Below are 15,476 nucleotides of genomic sequence, written 5' to 3' on the forward strand. Positions count from 1 at the left end.
GCGGTGCATGGCACCGGCCGCGCCGGTGTTCGCGGCTAAACCCGCTCCCACAGGGTCCCTGCTAAATCAATGAGTTATGTGCAGTTCCATGAGAGCGGGCGTGCCCACAGAGATTGCACGTGGCCAGTGTTTCAGTCCCACTCAGGCGCCAGGCCGTCAGGGCTGACTTCGCGGCCATTGCGCTCGAGCTTGGCGATACGGTCCATGTCGTCGGCGTCCAGCTTAAGATCACGGGCAAGCAGGTTGCTTGCCAGGTTTTCGCGCTTGGTCGACGACGGGATCACCGCGTAGCCCAGGTGCAGGGCCCAGGCCAGGGCAACCTGGGCGACGGTGGCCTTGTGTTTGGCGGCGATCTCGGCCAATACCGGGTCTTTCAGCACCTTGCCGTAGGCCAGGGTCATGTACGAGGTGACGGTGATGCCTTGTTCCTTCAGGAACGCGGTCAGCTTGCTGTTCTGCAGGTACGGGCTGAGTTCGATCTGGTTGGTGGCGATTTCGCCTTTGCCGACCACGTCGATGGCTTGGCGGGTCAGTTCGATGTTGAAGTTGGACACGCCGATCTGGCGGGTCAGGCCCAGCTGCTTGGCTTCGGCCAGGGCGCTCATGTATTCGCGCAGTTCAACGCCATTGCCCGGGGCTGGCCAGTGGATCAGCAGCAGGTCGACGTAGTCGGTACGCAGTTTCTTCAGGCTTTCGCGCAGGCTGGTGACCAGCTTGTCGGCGGCGTAGTTCTCTACCCAGATCTTGGTGGTGATGAACAGCTCGCTGCGCGGCACGCCGCTTTCGGCGATGGCCTGGCCAACGTCGGCTTCGTTGTTGTAGATCTGCGCGGTGTCGATGACCCGGTAGCCCAGCTCCAGGGCCGACTTGACCGAATCGATGACGGCTTGGCCGGTGAGGCGGAAGGTGCCGAGGCCGAAGGATGGAATGCTCATGGGTCTGCTCCTGGTGAATGAGGGGTGAACCGGACTGAGCCTAGATGCTCGGGTTCGGTTGCTCTTCGTGTGGGGAGCAGTGTGCGGGTTTGGCGGGGATTGATTAAGGTGGGGTAGGGCCAAGGTCATTTGATTCACAGTCAAGAATGGGCGGGCAAGTTGTGACTGTGTTGCTGGAATATCAGGTTCTTCCTGAACCGGCCTCTTCGCGGGTAAACCCGCTCCTACAACGGGCAGCTTTGGTTTTGAGGGCGGTGGTGTACGTGTAGGAGCGGGTTTACCCGCGAAGAGGCCGCCACAGGAAAACAAAACGGCCCGCCATTGAGGCGGGCCGTTGGGTGTAGCAGGCAACGATCAGCGGCGGCGGAACAGCGGCAGCGGCTCGTCAGTGGCGGCCTGGTAGGTCACCGAGAAGTCTTTCAGGCTTTGCAGTGCGTCTTCCGGGTCCTTGTCGGCACGGATGGCGAATGCATCGAAGCCGCAACGGGCCATGAAGAACAGCTGGTCGCGCAGCACGTCGCCAATGGCGCGCAGCTCACCCTTGAAGCCGTAGCGGTCACGCAGCAGGCGCGCGTTGGAATAGCTGCGCCCATCGGTGAACGCCGGGAAGTTCAGGGCGATGACCTGGAAGTGCTGCACGTCTTCGCCGATTTCTTCTGCTTCCTGGTCGCTGTCCAGCCACACGCCCAGGCCGCCGTCGCGGGCTTTGAGCACGTGGGCATGGTCGCGCCACATCTGCAGCGGGACGATGTAGTCGTCGCAGTTGGTCAGCTCGTCGAACGAAAAGTCCTTGGGCAGCAGGTGCCAGGTTTCGTCGACGATCTGGTTGTTCTTAATGATTCGCTGCATAGACGCGTTCCTTGAAGGGGTCGATACCGATACGCTGGTAGGTGTCGATGAAACGCTCTTCCTCGGTACGTTGCTCGACGTACACGGCGATCAGCTTCTCGATCACATCGGCCATGGCATCCTGGGCGAAGGACGGGCCGAGGATCTTGCCCAGGCTTGCACCGCGTGCGGCGTTGCCGCCCAGCGACACCTGGTAGAACTCCTCGCCCTTCTTGTCCACGCCAAGAATACCGATGTGGCCCACGTGGTGGTGGCCACAGGCGTTCATGCAGCCGGAGATGTTCAGGTCGATTTCGCCGATGTCGAACAGGTAGTCCAGGTCGTCGAAGCGGCGCTGGATGGATTCGGCAATCGGGATCGACTTGGCGTTGGCCAGCGAGCAGTAGTCACCACCCGGGCAGCAGATGATGTCGGTCAGCAGGCCGATGTTCGGCGTGGCGAAGCCACCTTCGCGCAGTTCCATCCACAGCGTGTGCAGCTGACGCTGCTCGACGTCGGCGAGGATGATGTTCTGCTCGTGCGAAGTGCGCAGGAAGCCGAAGCTGTAACGCTCGGCCAGGTCGGCCACGGCGTCCAGCTGCTTGTCGGTCAGGTCGCCAGGGGCAACGCCGGTGGGCTTCAGCGACAGGGTCACGGCCACGTAGCCAGGGCGCTTGTGGGCGCGGGTGTTGCGCGAGCGCCAGCGGGCGAAGCCTGGGTACTCGGCGTCCTGGACGGCGTAGTCGACGTTGTCGAGGGCCAGGTACTCCGGGTCGACGAAGTGGCGCGATACACGCTGGACTTCGGCTTCGGTCAGGGTGGTGTTGCCGCCACGCAGGTGGACCATTTCGGCCTCGACCTTTTCGGCGAACACTTCTGGGGTAAGGGCCTTGACCAGGATCTTGATCCGCGCCTTGTACTTGTTGTCACGGCGACCGTAACGGTTGTACACGCGCAGGATGGCGTCGAGGTAGCTGATCAGGTCCTGCCACGGCAGGAACTCGTTGATGAACGAACCGACCACCGGGGTACGGCCCAGGCCACCACCGACCAGCACACGGAAGCCCAGCTCGCCAGCGTCGTTGCGCACCGGCTCCAGGCCGATGTCGTGCACTTCGATGGCGGCGCGGTCCTCTTGCGAGCCGTTGATGGCAATCTTGAACTTGCGCGGCAGGTAGGCGAATTCCGGGTGGAAGGTGGTCCACTGGCGGACGATTTCGCACCACGGGCGCGGATCGATGATCTCGTCTGCGGCGACACCGGCGAACTGGTCGGTGGTGGTGTTGCGCAGGCAGTTGCCGCTGGTCTGGATCGCGTGCATCTGCACACTGGCCAGCTCGGCGAGGATGTCCGGAATGTCTTCCAGCGCCGGCCAGTTGTACTGCACGTTCTGGCGGGTGGAAATGTGGGCGTAGCCCTTGTCGTAGTCGCGAGCGATCTTGGCCAGGGTGCGGACCTGGTTGGCGTTCAGCTGGCCGTACGGCACGGCGACACGCAGCATCGGCGCGAAACGTTGGATGTATAGGCCGTTCTGCAGGCGCAGAGGGCGGAATTCTTCTTCGCTCAGCTCACCGGCCAGGTAGCGGCGGGTCTGATCACGGAACTGCTTGACGCGGTCCTCGATGATCCGCTGATCGTACTCGTCGTATACGTACATAAAAGTCCTGTCTCAGGCATGCAGCTATTCGCGCGCACGGCCGCGCACTCCGGTACGGAGCGGGGGAACGATAGCAGGTTGCGTTTATGCGCTAAAGTGATGTTTTTGCATATGAAAAGAACCAAATGAACTATGTGAGACTGACTGCCATTTGTGCGCCGGACTCGGCCTGGCGGTTATAATCCGCCGTTTGCTTTGCAGAGATGTCAACCCATGCTCAAGGCGTTGTGCCAAAGCTTGTGTCTTGCATTGCCGCTGGTGGCAAGCGCGCAGCCGGCTTCGGTGGTGTTCCTCAACCCGGGGCTGTCCAACGAGACGTTCTGGACCAGTTATTCCCGCTTCATGCAGGCCGCTGCGGACGAGCTGGGCATGAGCTTGCGGGTGGAATACAGCGAGCGCCGTGCCGACCTGGCCCTGAGCCAGGCCAGGGCGATCCTCGGCGGCGCGCAGCGGCCGGATTACCTGGTGCTGGTCAACGAGCAGTACGTGGCCCCGGAAATCATGCGCCTGATGCGTGGCACCGGGGTCAAGCTGTTGCTGGTCAACAACGGCCTGACCGCCAGCCAGGTGCGCAGTATCGAGGCGCAGCCCGACAAGTATGCCGAGCCACTGGGTACCTTGACGGCGAACGACGAGCAGGCGGGCTTCCAGATGTTGCACCAGATGGTCGCGCAATTGCCCCACGACAGTGGGCCGGTGGACCTGGTGGCGTTTGCCGGGGTCAAGACCACCCCGGCCTCGCAGCTGCGTGAGAAGGGCATGCGCCAAGCCTTGGCCGACTTCCCACAAGTGCGCCTGCGCCAGGTGGTGTATGGCGGCTGGAGCCGCCAGCGCGCCTACGAGCAGGCGCAGCAGCTGCTGGACCGCTACCCGGCCACCCGCCTGGTGTGGTCGGCCAATGACGAGATGGCCTTTGGCGCCATGCAGGCGTTCGAGGAGGCCGGGCGCAAGCCGGGGCGCGATGTGGTGTTCAGCGCCGTCAACAGCTCGCCTGAAGCCTTGCGCGCGCGTATTGATGGCCGCCTGGGTGTGCTGATGGGTGGGCACTTCTCCCTCGGCGGTTGGGCCATGGTCATGCTGCACGATGACGCCCAGGGGCTGGCGCTGAACCGTGATGGCTTGCGCGAGCACAGCTTGCCGGTGCTGCAGTCGATCGACCAGGCCAAGGCCCGGCGTTGGCTGAAACTGCTGGATCAGGCCGACTATGGTGTCGATTTCCAGCGCTACAGCGCCCAAGGGCGGCCGCCCGGCTACCAGTACCCGTTTCTGACGTCGCCGGTCGAATATTGAAAGACCCTGCTTGAGAGAAGGGCTTTGCTCGTCTTAACTGCTGGTGGTGAAGTGCATTCCCATAACCACTACAAGAGGCAATGCAATGGGAAACTCAACCAAGGTCCGCAAAGCTGACAGCAGTGTCGATGCCTGGGCGATTCTGTGCCTGATCGTTCTGGTGGTGGTTACTGCCGTGTATTGGGTCAGCCACCAGTGACTTGAAACTCAAGACCGTGATGCAGCCAGGGCGCCTGCGGGAGGGAATCTCGCGGGCGCTTTTTTGTTTTGCCTGTTCTGATAAAGCATCTCGGCTGCTAGGTGCTTGTCGCAGCATGTTCGTCGCCTGTGAGATCGAGCGCCGCCCGCGCGGCGCTTCGCAGCACAAGGCTGCTCCTACATCTGTTTCGGGCCAGTTATTCCTGTGCCAGGTGGGTGGCAGCCTTGGTACATGGCTGAAGATCGATGAAAAGCAACGGCGTCCCCTTCGATATCGAAGGGAACAAACAAGGCGGACAGCGGTGACCTCACAGGAGGGACTGGCCCGAAACAGATGTAGGAGCAGCCTTGTGCTGCGAAGCGCCGCGCGGGCGGCGCTCGATCCGTGCACCACCTCAAACCCCCAGCCATGCACCTGGAGGCCCTAACCCCATCCCCCCGACAAGCCAATCGCAGCCACGCCTATCCCAGCTTTCCGCGAAGGACTTTTTATTTTGCCAATAAGGGCTAACGAGTAAGGTGCAGGGCCAACTGCACCAGGCCGATCAGCACGGCAATGAACACCAGGGTAAACAGCGTCCCCAGCGCAATGAAATGGCTGGCCTTGCCGTGGGTGAAGTCGCGGGCGCGGTTCTTGCCGCTTTGCACGCCAAAGGCGGCGGCGAGGATGCTGTGCAGCATCTGCCAGAAGGTCGGGGGTTTGCCCTGGCTGGAATCGTCCATGGTGGCTCCTGAGGAAATCAGAGGCAATCAGGGACAGTGTAGGCAATGGTTGTGAGGTTGCCTGTGCGGGCCTCTTCGCGGGTAAACCCGCTCCTACAAGGGATTGCGTTCCCCTGTAGGAGCGGGTTTACCCGCGAAGGGCCGCAAAGCGGCCCCAAAAGGCCTTAGCTGTCGTACCCAAGGTTAGGCGCCAACCAACGCTCGCTTACGCTCACATCCTGGCCTTTACGCGCGCTGTACTTCTCGACCTGATCCTTGTCGACCTTGCCCACGGCAAAGTACTGCGCCTGCGGGTGGGCGAAGTACCAGCCGCTGACCGCCGCCGCCGGGAACATCGCGAAGTGGTCGGTGAGGAACACACCGCTCGGCCCGGTTTCGCCGATGGCCGTGCCATCAAGCAGGCGGAACAGGGTTTCTTTCTCGGTGTGGTCAGGGCAAGCCGGGTAGCCCGGGGCCGGGCGGATGCCGCTGTACTGCTCCTTGATCAACGCCTCGTTGTCCAGGTGCTCGTCGCGGGCATAGCCCCAGTGCTCTTTACGCACCTGCTCGTGCAGCCATTCGGCACAGGCTTCGGCCAGGCGGTCGGCCAGGGCCTTGACCATGATCGAGCTGTAGTCGTCGCCCTTGTCCTGGTAGGCCTTGGCCACTTCCTCGGCACCGATGCCGGCGGTGGTGATGAAACCACCCACGTAGTCGGTAACGCCGCTGGCTTTTGGCGCAACGAAGTCGGCCAGCGACCAGTTGGGCTTGCCGTCCGGCTTGATGGTCTGCTGGCGCAGGTGGTGCAGGGTCGCCAATGGCTGGCCGTCGTCGCCATACACCTCGATGTCGTCATCGGCCACCTGGTTGGCCGGCCAGAAGCCGAACACCGCGCGGGCGCTGATCAACTTCTCGTCGATCAGCTTGTCGAGCATCTCGCGCGCGTCCTGGTACAGCGCCGTGGCCGCCTCGCCGACCACTTCGTCGGTGAGGATGCGCGGGAACTTGCCGGCCAGGTCCCAGGAAATGAAGAACGGGGTCCAGTCGATGTACTCGGCCAGGGTGCGCAGGTCGATGTCTTCCAGCACCTTCACGCCGGTGAAGGAGGGCACCGCTGGCTGGTAGCCGGCCCAGTCGTACTGCGGCTTGGCGGCGATGGCCTGGGCGTAGCTCAGGCGCTCGGTGCGGGCGCTGCGGTTGGCGGTGCGCTCGCGCACTTCCACGTAATCCTGACGGGTCTTCTCGACGAAGCCCGGCTTGAGTTCCTTGGACAGCAGCTGGGTGGCCACGCCCACCGCGCGCGAGGCGTCGGTGACGTAGACCACGGCGTCGTTGCTGTACTTGGGCTCGATCTTGACGGCGGTGTGCGCCTTGGAGGTGGTGGCACCGCCAATCATCAGCGGCAGCTGGAAGCCCTGGCGCTGCATTTCGCGGGCAACGTGGACCATTTCGTCCAGCGACGGGGTAATCAGGCCCGACAGGCCGATGATGTCGCACTTCTGCTCGCGGGCGGTTTGCAGGATCTTCTCGGCCGGCACCATCACGCCAAGGTCGACGATGTCGTAGCCGTTACAGCCCAGCACCACGCCAACGATGTTCTTGCCGATGTCGTGTACGTCGCCTTTGACCGTGGCCATCAGGATCTTGCCCTTGGCTTCCGGCTTGTCGCCTTTTTCGGCTTCGATGAACGGGATCAGGTGCGCCACCGCCTGTTTCATCACGCGGGCCGACTTGACCACTTGGGGCAGGAACATCTTGCCGGCACCGAACAGGTCACCGACCACGTTCATGCCGTTCATCAGCGGGCCTTCGATCACTTCGATCGGGCGTGCGCACTGCTGGCGGCATTCTTCGGTGTCTTCGACGATGAACGCGGTGATGCCCTTGACCAGCGCGTGCTCCAGGCGTTTTTCCACCGGCAGCGAGCGCCACTCTTCGTTCTCCACTTCCTTGGTGGCGCCGCCGCCGCGGTAATCGTCGGCAATCGCCAGCAGGGCGTCGGTGCCGTGCGGGGTGCGGTTGAGCACCACGTCCTCGACCTTCTCGCGCAGTGCAGCGGGGATTTCGTCGTAGATCTCCAGCTGGCCGGCGTTGACGATACCCATGGTCAGGCCGTTCTGGATCGCGTGGTACAGGAACACCGAGTGGATCGCCTCACGCACCGGGTTGTTGCCACGGAACGAGAACGACACGTTGGACACGCCGCCCGAGCTCAGCGCGTGGGGCAGGTGGTCGCGGATGAAGGCACAGGCCTCGATAAAGTCGACGGCGTAGTTGTTGTGCTCTTCGATACCAGTGGCAACGGCGAAGATGTTCGGGTCGAAGATGATGTCTTCCGGCGGGAAGCCCACTTCGTTGACCAGGATGTCGTAGCTGCGCTGGCAGATTTCCTTCTTGCGCGCGGCGGTGTCGGCCTGGCCGACCTCGTCGAAGGCCATGACCACTACGGCGGCGCCATAGCGCTTGCACAGGCGGGCATGGTGCTTGAACTGCTCGACGCCTTCCTTCATGGAAATGGAGTTGACGATGCCCTTGCCCTGGATGCACTTCAGGCCGGCTTCGATCACTTCCCACTTGGACGAGTCGATCATGATCGGCACGCGCGAGATGTCTGGCTCACCGGCAATCAGGTTGAGGAAGCGGACCATGGCAGCCTGGGAATCGAGCATCCCTTCGTCCATGTTGATGTCGATGACCTGGGCGCCGGCCTCTACCTGCTGCAGGGCGACTTCCAGCGCTTCGGTGTAGTTCTCTTCACGGATCAGCCGGGCGAACTTGGCGGAGCCGGTGATGTTGGTACGCTCGCCGACGTTGACGAACAGCGACTGGCGGTCGATGGTGAACGGTTCCAGGCCGGACAGGCGGCAGGCCTTGGCGATTTCCGGGATCTCGCGCGGCTTGTACTTGGCCACGGCCTCGGCGATGGCCTGGATGTGGCCCGGGGTGGTACCGCAGCAACCGCCGATGATGTTGAGGAAGCCGCTGGCGGCGAACTCTTCGACCACCACGGCCATTTCGGCCGGGGTTTCGTCGTACTCACCAAAGGCGTTCGGCAGGCCGGCGTTGGGGTGTGCGGACACGTGGGTGTCGGCCTTGGTCGCCAGCTCTTCCAGGTACGGGCGCAGGTCCTTGGCGCCCAAGGCGCAGTTCAGGCCCACGGAAATCGGCTTGGCGTGGCGTACCGAGTTCCAGAACGCTTCGGTGGTCTGGCCCGACAGGGTACGGCCGGAGGCGTCGGTGATGGTGCCGGAAATCATGATCGGCAGTTCGACGTTGTCGTCCTCGAACACCTGCTGCACGGCGAAGATCGCGGCCTTGGCGTTGAGGGTGTCGAAGATGGTCTCGATCAGGATCAGGTCGGCGCCGCCCTCGATCAGGCCGCGGGTGGCCTCGACGTAGTTTTCTACCAGTTCGTCGAAGGTGACGTTGCGGTAGCCGGGGTCGTTGACGTCCGGGGAAATCGAGCAGGTGCGGCTGGTAGGGCCGAGCACGCCGGCGACGAAGCGTGGCTTGTCGGGGGTTTCCAGGGTCTTGGCATCGGCCACCTGGCGGGCGATGCGCGCGCCTTCGACGTTCAGCTCGTAGACCAGCGACTCCATGCCGTAGTCGGCCTGGGAAATCTGCGTGGCGTTGAAGGTGTTGGTTTCGAGAATATCGGCGCCGGCATCCAGGTAGGCCTTCTCGATGGCGGCGATCACATCGGGGCGGCTGAGCAGCAACAGGTCGTTGTTACCCTTGACATCGCTTGGCCAATCGGCGAAGCGCGTGCCACGATAGTCGTGTTCCTCCAGGCGGTAGCTTTGGATCATAGTACCCATGCCGCCGTCGAGGATCAGGATGCGCTCTTTGAGTGCGTTCTGGAGTGCTTGGAGACGAGCGCTGCGGTCGGACATAGGAACTACCTGGTCGGGCAAATATCAGAAGGTGCGGAATCATAACAAAGCTGCGCGGTTTTTAGGTGCATCGCCCATTTGCATGAAATTTGCTCATGTTGGGCGGGCGCCAGCGAAGCACAGCGCCCAAGGACGACCAGGCAACAAATCGTGATGGCTTTCAAGAACCAGGACTTTCCGCACATGGTGCATCGTATCCTTGCTGGCGCCTTCGCCCTGCTCATCAGCGGCGTGGTGTTCGGGCAGGCCCCCCAGTCGAGCCCGGCTATTTCCTACACCCGGGACATTCAACCGATCTTCACCGAGAAGTGCGTGGCCTGCCACGCCTGCAACGACGCCGCCTGCCAGCTGAAGCTGGAAAGCCCCGAAGGCGCGGTGCGCGGGGCCAGCAAGGTCCCGGTGTACCAGGGCGAGCGCGGCAAGGCGGTACCTACCACGCGGCTGTTCTACGACGCCCACAGCGAGGGTGAGTGGCGCAAGAAGGGCTTCTACTCGGTGCTCGACAACCAGGGCAGCCAGGCCGCGCTGATGGCGCGCATGCTGGAGCTGGGTCACAAGGCCCCGCTCACGCCCAACGCCAAGCTGCCCGAGGAGATCGTGCTGGGCCTGAACCGCAACAACATGTGCCCGTTGCCGCACGAGTTCGACGCCTACGCCGGTGCCCACCCCAAAGAGGGCATGCCGCTGGCGGTGACCGGGTTGACCGACAAGGAATACGACACCATGCGCCGCTGGCTGGCGGCCGGCGCGCCAGTGGAATACCAACCGATCAAGCCAAGTGCGGCTGAAGCCAAGCAGATCGCTGACTGGGAGGAACTGCTCAATCGCCCGGGTTCCACCGAGGCGCTGGTTGGCCGCTGGCTGTACGAGCACCTGTTCCTGGCACACATCTACTTTGTCGGTGGCGAGCAGGGCCACTTCTTCCAGTGGGTGCGTTCGCGTACGCCAAGCGGCCAGCCGGCAGATATCATCGCCACGCGCCGGCCCAACGATCCGCCGGGCACCGACTTCTATTATCGGCTGATCCCGGTGCAGGGTGTGATCGTGCACAAGACGCACATCACCTATCCGATGGGGCCGCAAAAGCTCAAGCGCGTGAAGCAGCTGTTCTACGCCGGCGACTGGCATGCCAGTGCGCTGCCCGGCTACGGCCCGCGCCACCGCGCCAACCCGTTCGAAACCTTCGAGGCGATCCCGGCGGTGGCCCGCTACCAGTTCATGCTGGATAACGCCGAGTATTTCGTGCGCACCTTCATTCGTGGCCCGGTGTGCCGCGGGCAGATCGCCACCGACGTGATCCGCGACAACTTCTGGGCGCTGTTCCAGGAACCCGCCCACGACCGCTACATCACCGATGCCCAGTACCGGGGCGAGGCCACGCCGCTGCTGGCCATGCCCGGCCAGATCGATGACGTGGGCAGTGTGCTGAGCCTGTGGCACGCCTACCGCGACAAGCGCAACGAGTACGAGAAGCTGCGCCGCGAAGCCTATGCCGACATGCCGGCACCGGGTTGGGTCACCCTGTGGGCCGGTAACGACAACGCGCTGCTGAGCATCTTCCGCCACTTTGACAGCGCTTCGGTGACCAAGGGCCTGATCGGTGACGTGCCGTTGACCGTGTGGCTGTTCGATTACCCGCTGTTCGAGCGCACCTACTACCAGCTGGCGGTCAACTTCGATGTGTATGGCAACGTTTCGCACCAGTTGCAGACGCGCCTGTACTTCGACCTGATCCGCAACGGCGCCGAGGTCAACTTCCTGCGCCTGATGCCGGCTGACCAGCGCAAGGCGATCCTCAGCGACTGGTACCAGAACAGTGGCAAGGTGAAGATGTGGATGGATTATGAAGAGATCGACACCGACACCCCGAGTGGCATCAAGCTCGACCCGCACAACCCCAAGCGCGACTTTGGCCTGAAGCTGCTGCAGCGCACCGGCAGCCTGAACGCCGCGCCAGACCCGATCAACCGCTGCCAGGGCGCATTCTGCTCACGGCCGCAGATGAGCGACGAGTTTCGCAATGCCGAGCAGTCGCTCAGCCGCCTGGTGTCGCGCCCGGCTGCCGGGCTGAAGGTGATCGACCAACTGCCCGAGGCGACCATGCTGCGCATCGAAGGGCAGGGCGGCCTGCGCCAGGTCTACAGCCTGCTGCGCAACCGCGCGCACAGCAACGTGGCGTTCCTGCTGGGTGAGGCGCGCCGCTACCAGCCGGGGCTGGACACCCTGACCCTGTACCCGGGTGTGCTCAGCAGTTACCCCAACTTCATCTTCAACATCCCGACCAAGGATGTGGCGGAGTTTGTCGAGGACATGGAGTATGCGAAGGATGATGCGGCCAAGTTCGAGCGTATCGTCATGCGCTGGGGTGTGCGTCGCAGCCACCCTGAGTTCTGGCGTTACTTCCATGACCTGAACAGCTACATCAAGGAGACCGAGCCGGTGGAGGCGGGTGTGCTGGACATGAACCGCTACGAGAACCTCTGATCGGGTGGGCTGACCTTTCCGAGTGCCCTGCGGTCGGAAAGGGTGGGTGGTCTGGATATAGTGCAAGGGGGCTGCTTTGCAGCCCTTCGCGGGTGAACCCGCTCCTACAAAGGACGGCGCTGGTGCCAAGGCCGGCGCTACCTTTGTAGGAGCGGGTTTACCCGCGAACGAGCGCGCAGCGCTCGCCTGTGCACCCGATGCAGGCCTCAATGCACCGCCAAGCGCAGGGTACTTCATGCTGTATTCGCTTCAGGCACTGCGGGCGTTCGCCGCCTGGGTGGTGGTCTGCCACCATTTCATGCAGATCTTCTTCGACTTCCATGCCACCGGCCCTATCGGCCAACTGCTCACCGACCGCGGCGCCGTAGGCGTCGACATCTTCTTCGTCATCAGCGGGCTGGTCATTTACCTGTCGACCCGCGACAAAGCCATTGAACCGCGCCAGTTCCTGCTCAACCGGGCGTTGCGTATCGTCCCGGCCTACTGGTTCTACACGGCACTCATGGCGGCGCTGCTGCTGGCCTTCAGTCAATGGATGCCGCATCAGGAATTCGATTGGCACCACTTGTTGCTCTCGTTGCTGTTCATTCCAGCGGAAAACCCCGGTGGCTATGGCCTGTACCCAACGCTGAACGTGGGCTGGACGCTGAATTTCGAGATGTTCTTCTACCTGTTGTTCGGTCTGGCATTTCTGGTCCGCCATCGTCACCTCCAGTTACTGATGACGGCGGCGCTGCTGTTGGTGAGCGAGGTATTGGGCCGCCTTGGCTTGCTCAGCCACTTCTACAATAACGGCATCATGTACGAGTTCCTGCTGGGTATCGGCCTGGGTGTGGTTTACCGTCGTGGCCTGATTCGTGAGGGCTTGTGGATACCGCTGGCGCTGTTGGCGGTGTCGGGCTATGCGCTTTATCACCTGGATGCTTCCCAACGCCTGCTGCACTGGGGAGTACCGAGCGCCATGATCGTGCTGGCGTTTGTGTCCATGGAGCCCTGGTTCAAAGGCAACCAGGTGCTCAAGGCGTTGGGCGACTGTTCCTATTCGGTGTACCTGATCCATGTGCTGGTGCTGTACGCCGGCTGGTTCGCCAGCGAACGGTTGGGCTTGAACCCGTACCTGGTGTTTGCCCTGTGCGTGCCGTCCATTGGACTAATGTCGTGGTTCAGCTACCAGTGGCTGGAGCGCGGCCTTTACCGGCGCATGCAGGCCTGGCTGGCGACGCCGCGGGGGCCGGCGCCGGAATATGCGCTTTACCGAGTCAATTACTAGGACTTTGTTCGAAGGCCGGCTTGGCGTACACTTGGCGGCAAGTCTGTGAGGAACCTACATGAGCGCTATAACCATTACCGACGCCGCCCATGACTACCTGGCCGATCTGCTCTCCAAGCAGAATACGCCTGGCATCGGCATTCGCATTTTCATCACCCAGCCGGGCACCCAGTACGCAGAGACGTGCATTGCCTACTGCAAGCCGGGCGAAGAGAAGCCTGACGACACCGCCGTGGGTCTGAAGAGCTTCACCGCCTACCTGGACGCGGTCAGCGTGCCGTTCCTGGAAGACGCACTGGTCGATTACGCCACCGACCGCATGGGTGGCCAGCTGACCATCAAGGCACCCAACGCCAAGGTGCCGATGGTCAACGAAGACAGCCCGATCAACGAGCGCATCAACTACTACCTGCAGACCGAGATCAACCCCGGCCTGGCCAGCCACGGCGGCCAGGTAAGCCTGGTGGATGTGGTCGACGACGGCATCGCCGTGCTGCAGTTCGGTGGTGGCTGCCAAGGTTGTGGTCAGGCCGACGTGACCCTGAAGGAAGGCATCGAGCGCACCCTGCTCGAGCGTATTCCAGAGCTGAAGGGCGTGCGTGACGTGACCGACCACAGCCAGAAAGAGAACGCCTACTACTAAGGCTGTCGCACAGTTGGTGCGATCGTTGTAGGAGCGGCCTTGTGTCGCGATCGGGGTGCGAAGCGCCCCCAGGATCTTGGGCAGGTCGCAAGATTGCTGGGGCTGCTTCGCAGCCCGATCGCGACACAAGGCCGCTCCTACATGGATCGCGTAGCGGCGGATCTCTTAGCAACAAAGTGTTACGGTTTCAACCCCTGCGACAACCGGCCGCAGCCCGTATTCAAAGGGCTGCAGGCCATCCCCGCCTTGGTCGGGTAGAACCCCTTGGGGTGTCATGCCAGAATGCCCCGGTTTTTCGACCGGCCCGTCCCGAGGGCCGGCACCTTCCCTGTAAAGGATGGTTTCATGAATGATCTATATAGCCGGCGTGCAGTTGTCGCCGGCATGGGCGTTCTCGGGCTTGGCCTGCTGGCGGGCTGCAGCCCGGCCCGGGGGCTCGAGTTCAAGTACGGCAAGAACATGAGCAATGAAATCCTTGGGCGCAAGTTCAAGCTCAAGGACACACAAGGCAATGAGCGCACCCTGTCGAGTTTCTACGGCAGCATGCCGATGATCTTCTTCGGTTTCACCCAGTGCCCGGCGGTCTGCCCGACCACGCTGGCGCGGGCGGCGCAAATTCGCAAGCTGCTGAAGGGCCGCGACCGCGACCTGTTCCAGGTGGTGCTCATCACCTTGGACCCGGAACGCGATACCCCAGAAGTGCTCGATGCCTACGTCAAGGCCTTTGACCCGTCGTTCACCGCGCTGACCGGCACCCCCGAGGAAATCGCTGCGGTTGCCAAGGAATTCAAAGTGTTCTACGAGAAGGTCCCGGCCGGCGACACCTATACCGTCTCTCATTCGTCCACCAGCTACGTCTACGATACACGTGGCACCCTGCGCCTGAGCCTGGGCCATTCCCTGACCGCCAAGGAATGCGCCGAAGACCTCGTCACCCTGATGGAGATCTGCTGAATGTCGATGCAACCGATCAAACGCGGTTTGGCTGCCTTGGTACTGATGGGCCTGGCCCTGCCGGCGCTGGCCCAGACCACCGTGAGCGATGCCTGGGTACGTGCCAGCGTGCCGCACCAGCAGTCCACCGGTGCATTCATGACCCTGACCGCCGGCACTGACAGCAAGCTGGTGGGCGTGGCTTCGCCAGTTGCCAAGACCGTGCAGGTGCACGAGATGACCATGAATGGCGACGTGATGGGCATGCGTGAGGTCAAGGCCGTCGAGTTACCAGCCGGCAAGGCTGTGAGCCTGGACCCGAATGGCCTGCATGTGATGCTGATGGGCCTGAGCAATCAGGTTAAGGAAGGCGAGAAAGTGCCGCTGACCCTGACCATCGAAGATGCCAAGGGTGCCAAGGAAACCGTGGACGTGCAGGCCGAGGTGCGTGCGCTGAACGCCGAGGCGGGTGGGCACGATCATATGCACATGAAGCACTGATCAGGCCGAATTGTCTGGGGCCGCTATGCGGCGTGTGGGAGCGGGCATGCCCTAATGCCAGTCAGTTAAGAAATTGACTTGCTCGCCAAGCCACAATAGAAACGAGCTCTGTTTTTACGAGCTCGGTTCATGTCCCTTCAAA

11 protein-coding genes are annotated in these 15,476 nt (G+C 62.5%); 6 read left to right on the forward strand and 5 right to left on the reverse strand.

Going from position 1 to position 15,476, the window contains the following annotated elements; all coding sequences use genetic code 11:
- Positions 1 to 131 precede the first annotated feature (131 nt).
- The 3 genes from dkgB to ACIP1G_RS28805 all read right to left on the reverse strand — a co-directional run bounded on the left by dkgB (position 132) and on the right by ACIP1G_RS28805 (position 3,420).
- Positions 132 to 935 (reverse strand): 2,5-didehydrogluconate reductase DkgB, encoded by an 804-nt coding sequence (gene dkgB, locus ACIP1G_RS28795; protein WP_400743274.1) that lies wholly within the window; start codon positions 933 to 935, stop codon positions 132 to 134.
- 354 nt (positions 936 to 1,289) lie between these two features.
- Positions 1,290 to 1,784, reverse strand: coding sequence for a DUF934 domain-containing protein (locus tag ACIP1G_RS28800; protein ID WP_266030308.1), 495 nt, complete (start codon positions 1,782 to 1,784; stop codon positions 1,290 to 1,292).
- Entirely contained in the window at positions 1,768 to 3,420 is a 1,653-nt protein-coding gene (locus tag ACIP1G_RS28805) for a nitrite/sulfite reductase (protein WP_400743277.1), read from the reverse strand. The genes ACIP1G_RS28800 and ACIP1G_RS28805 overlap by 17 nt, the downstream gene beginning before the upstream one ends.
- A gap of 213 nt (positions 3,421 to 3,633) precedes the next feature.
- Here ACIP1G_RS28805 and ACIP1G_RS28810 point away from each other — a divergent pair, with 213 nt between their 5' ends.
- Positions 3,634 to 4,710, forward strand: a complete 1,077-nt coding sequence (locus ACIP1G_RS28810) for an ABC transporter substrate-binding protein (protein WP_400743280.1) — start codon at positions 3,634 to 3,636, stop codon at positions 4,708 to 4,710.
- Between the two features lie 705 nt (positions 4,711 to 5,415).
- On the opposite strand, the gene ACIP1G_RS28815 is transcribed toward ACIP1G_RS28810, so the two are convergent.
- Positions 5,416 to 5,631: a DUF2970 domain-containing protein gene (locus ACIP1G_RS28815; RefSeq protein ID WP_043201995.1), complete on the reverse strand. Its 216-nt coding sequence runs from the start codon at positions 5,629 to 5,631 to the stop codon at positions 5,416 to 5,418.
- A 164-nt stretch (positions 5,632 to 5,795) separates the two neighbouring features.
- Positions 5,796 to 9,503: a methionine synthase gene (gene metH, locus ACIP1G_RS28820; RefSeq protein WP_400743284.1), complete on the reverse strand. Its 3,708-nt coding sequence runs from the start codon at positions 9,501 to 9,503 to the stop codon at positions 5,796 to 5,798.
- A 183-nt stretch (positions 9,504 to 9,686) separates the two neighbouring features.
- Between metH and ACIP1G_RS28825 the strand changes: the two genes are divergently transcribed.
- From ACIP1G_RS28825 to ACIP1G_RS28845, 5 genes are all read left to right on the forward strand, one after another.
- Complete coding sequence (locus ACIP1G_RS28825; protein WP_400743304.1) at positions 9,687 to 11,987, forward strand: fatty acid cis/trans isomerase; 2,301 nt, start codon at positions 9,687 to 9,689, stop codon at positions 11,985 to 11,987.
- 235 nt (positions 11,988 to 12,222) lie between these two features.
- Positions 12,223 to 13,257, forward strand: coding sequence for an acyltransferase family protein (locus ACIP1G_RS28830; RefSeq protein WP_400743287.1), 1,035 nt, complete (start codon positions 12,223 to 12,225; stop codon positions 13,255 to 13,257).
- Positions 13,258 to 13,315: 58 nt separating this feature from the next.
- The gene (gene nfuA, locus ACIP1G_RS28835; RefSeq protein WP_003250416.1) at positions 13,316 to 13,900 is read left to right on the forward strand and encodes a Fe-S biogenesis protein NfuA; all 585 of its coding nucleotides are present in this window, start codon (positions 13,316 to 13,318) and stop codon (positions 13,898 to 13,900) included.
- Between the two features lie 345 nt (positions 13,901 to 14,245).
- Positions 14,246 to 14,854 carry an SCO family protein gene (locus tag ACIP1G_RS28840; RefSeq protein WP_400743294.1) on the forward strand — a complete coding sequence of 203 codons (609 nt, stop codon included), beginning with the start codon at positions 14,246 to 14,248 and terminating at the stop codon, positions 14,852 to 14,854.
- On the forward strand, positions 14,855 to 15,334 hold the full coding sequence (locus ACIP1G_RS28845; protein WP_400743297.1) for a copper chaperone PCu(A)C: 480 nt from the start codon (positions 14,855 to 14,857) through the stop codon (positions 15,332 to 15,334).
- Positions 15,335 to 15,476: the final 142 nt, after the last annotated feature.

The sequence above is a fragment of the Pseudomonas sp. NPDC089392 genome (assembly GCF_044749595.1).
Classification (GTDB): Bacteria; Pseudomonadota; Gammaproteobacteria; order Pseudomonadales; family Pseudomonadaceae; genus Aquipseudomonas.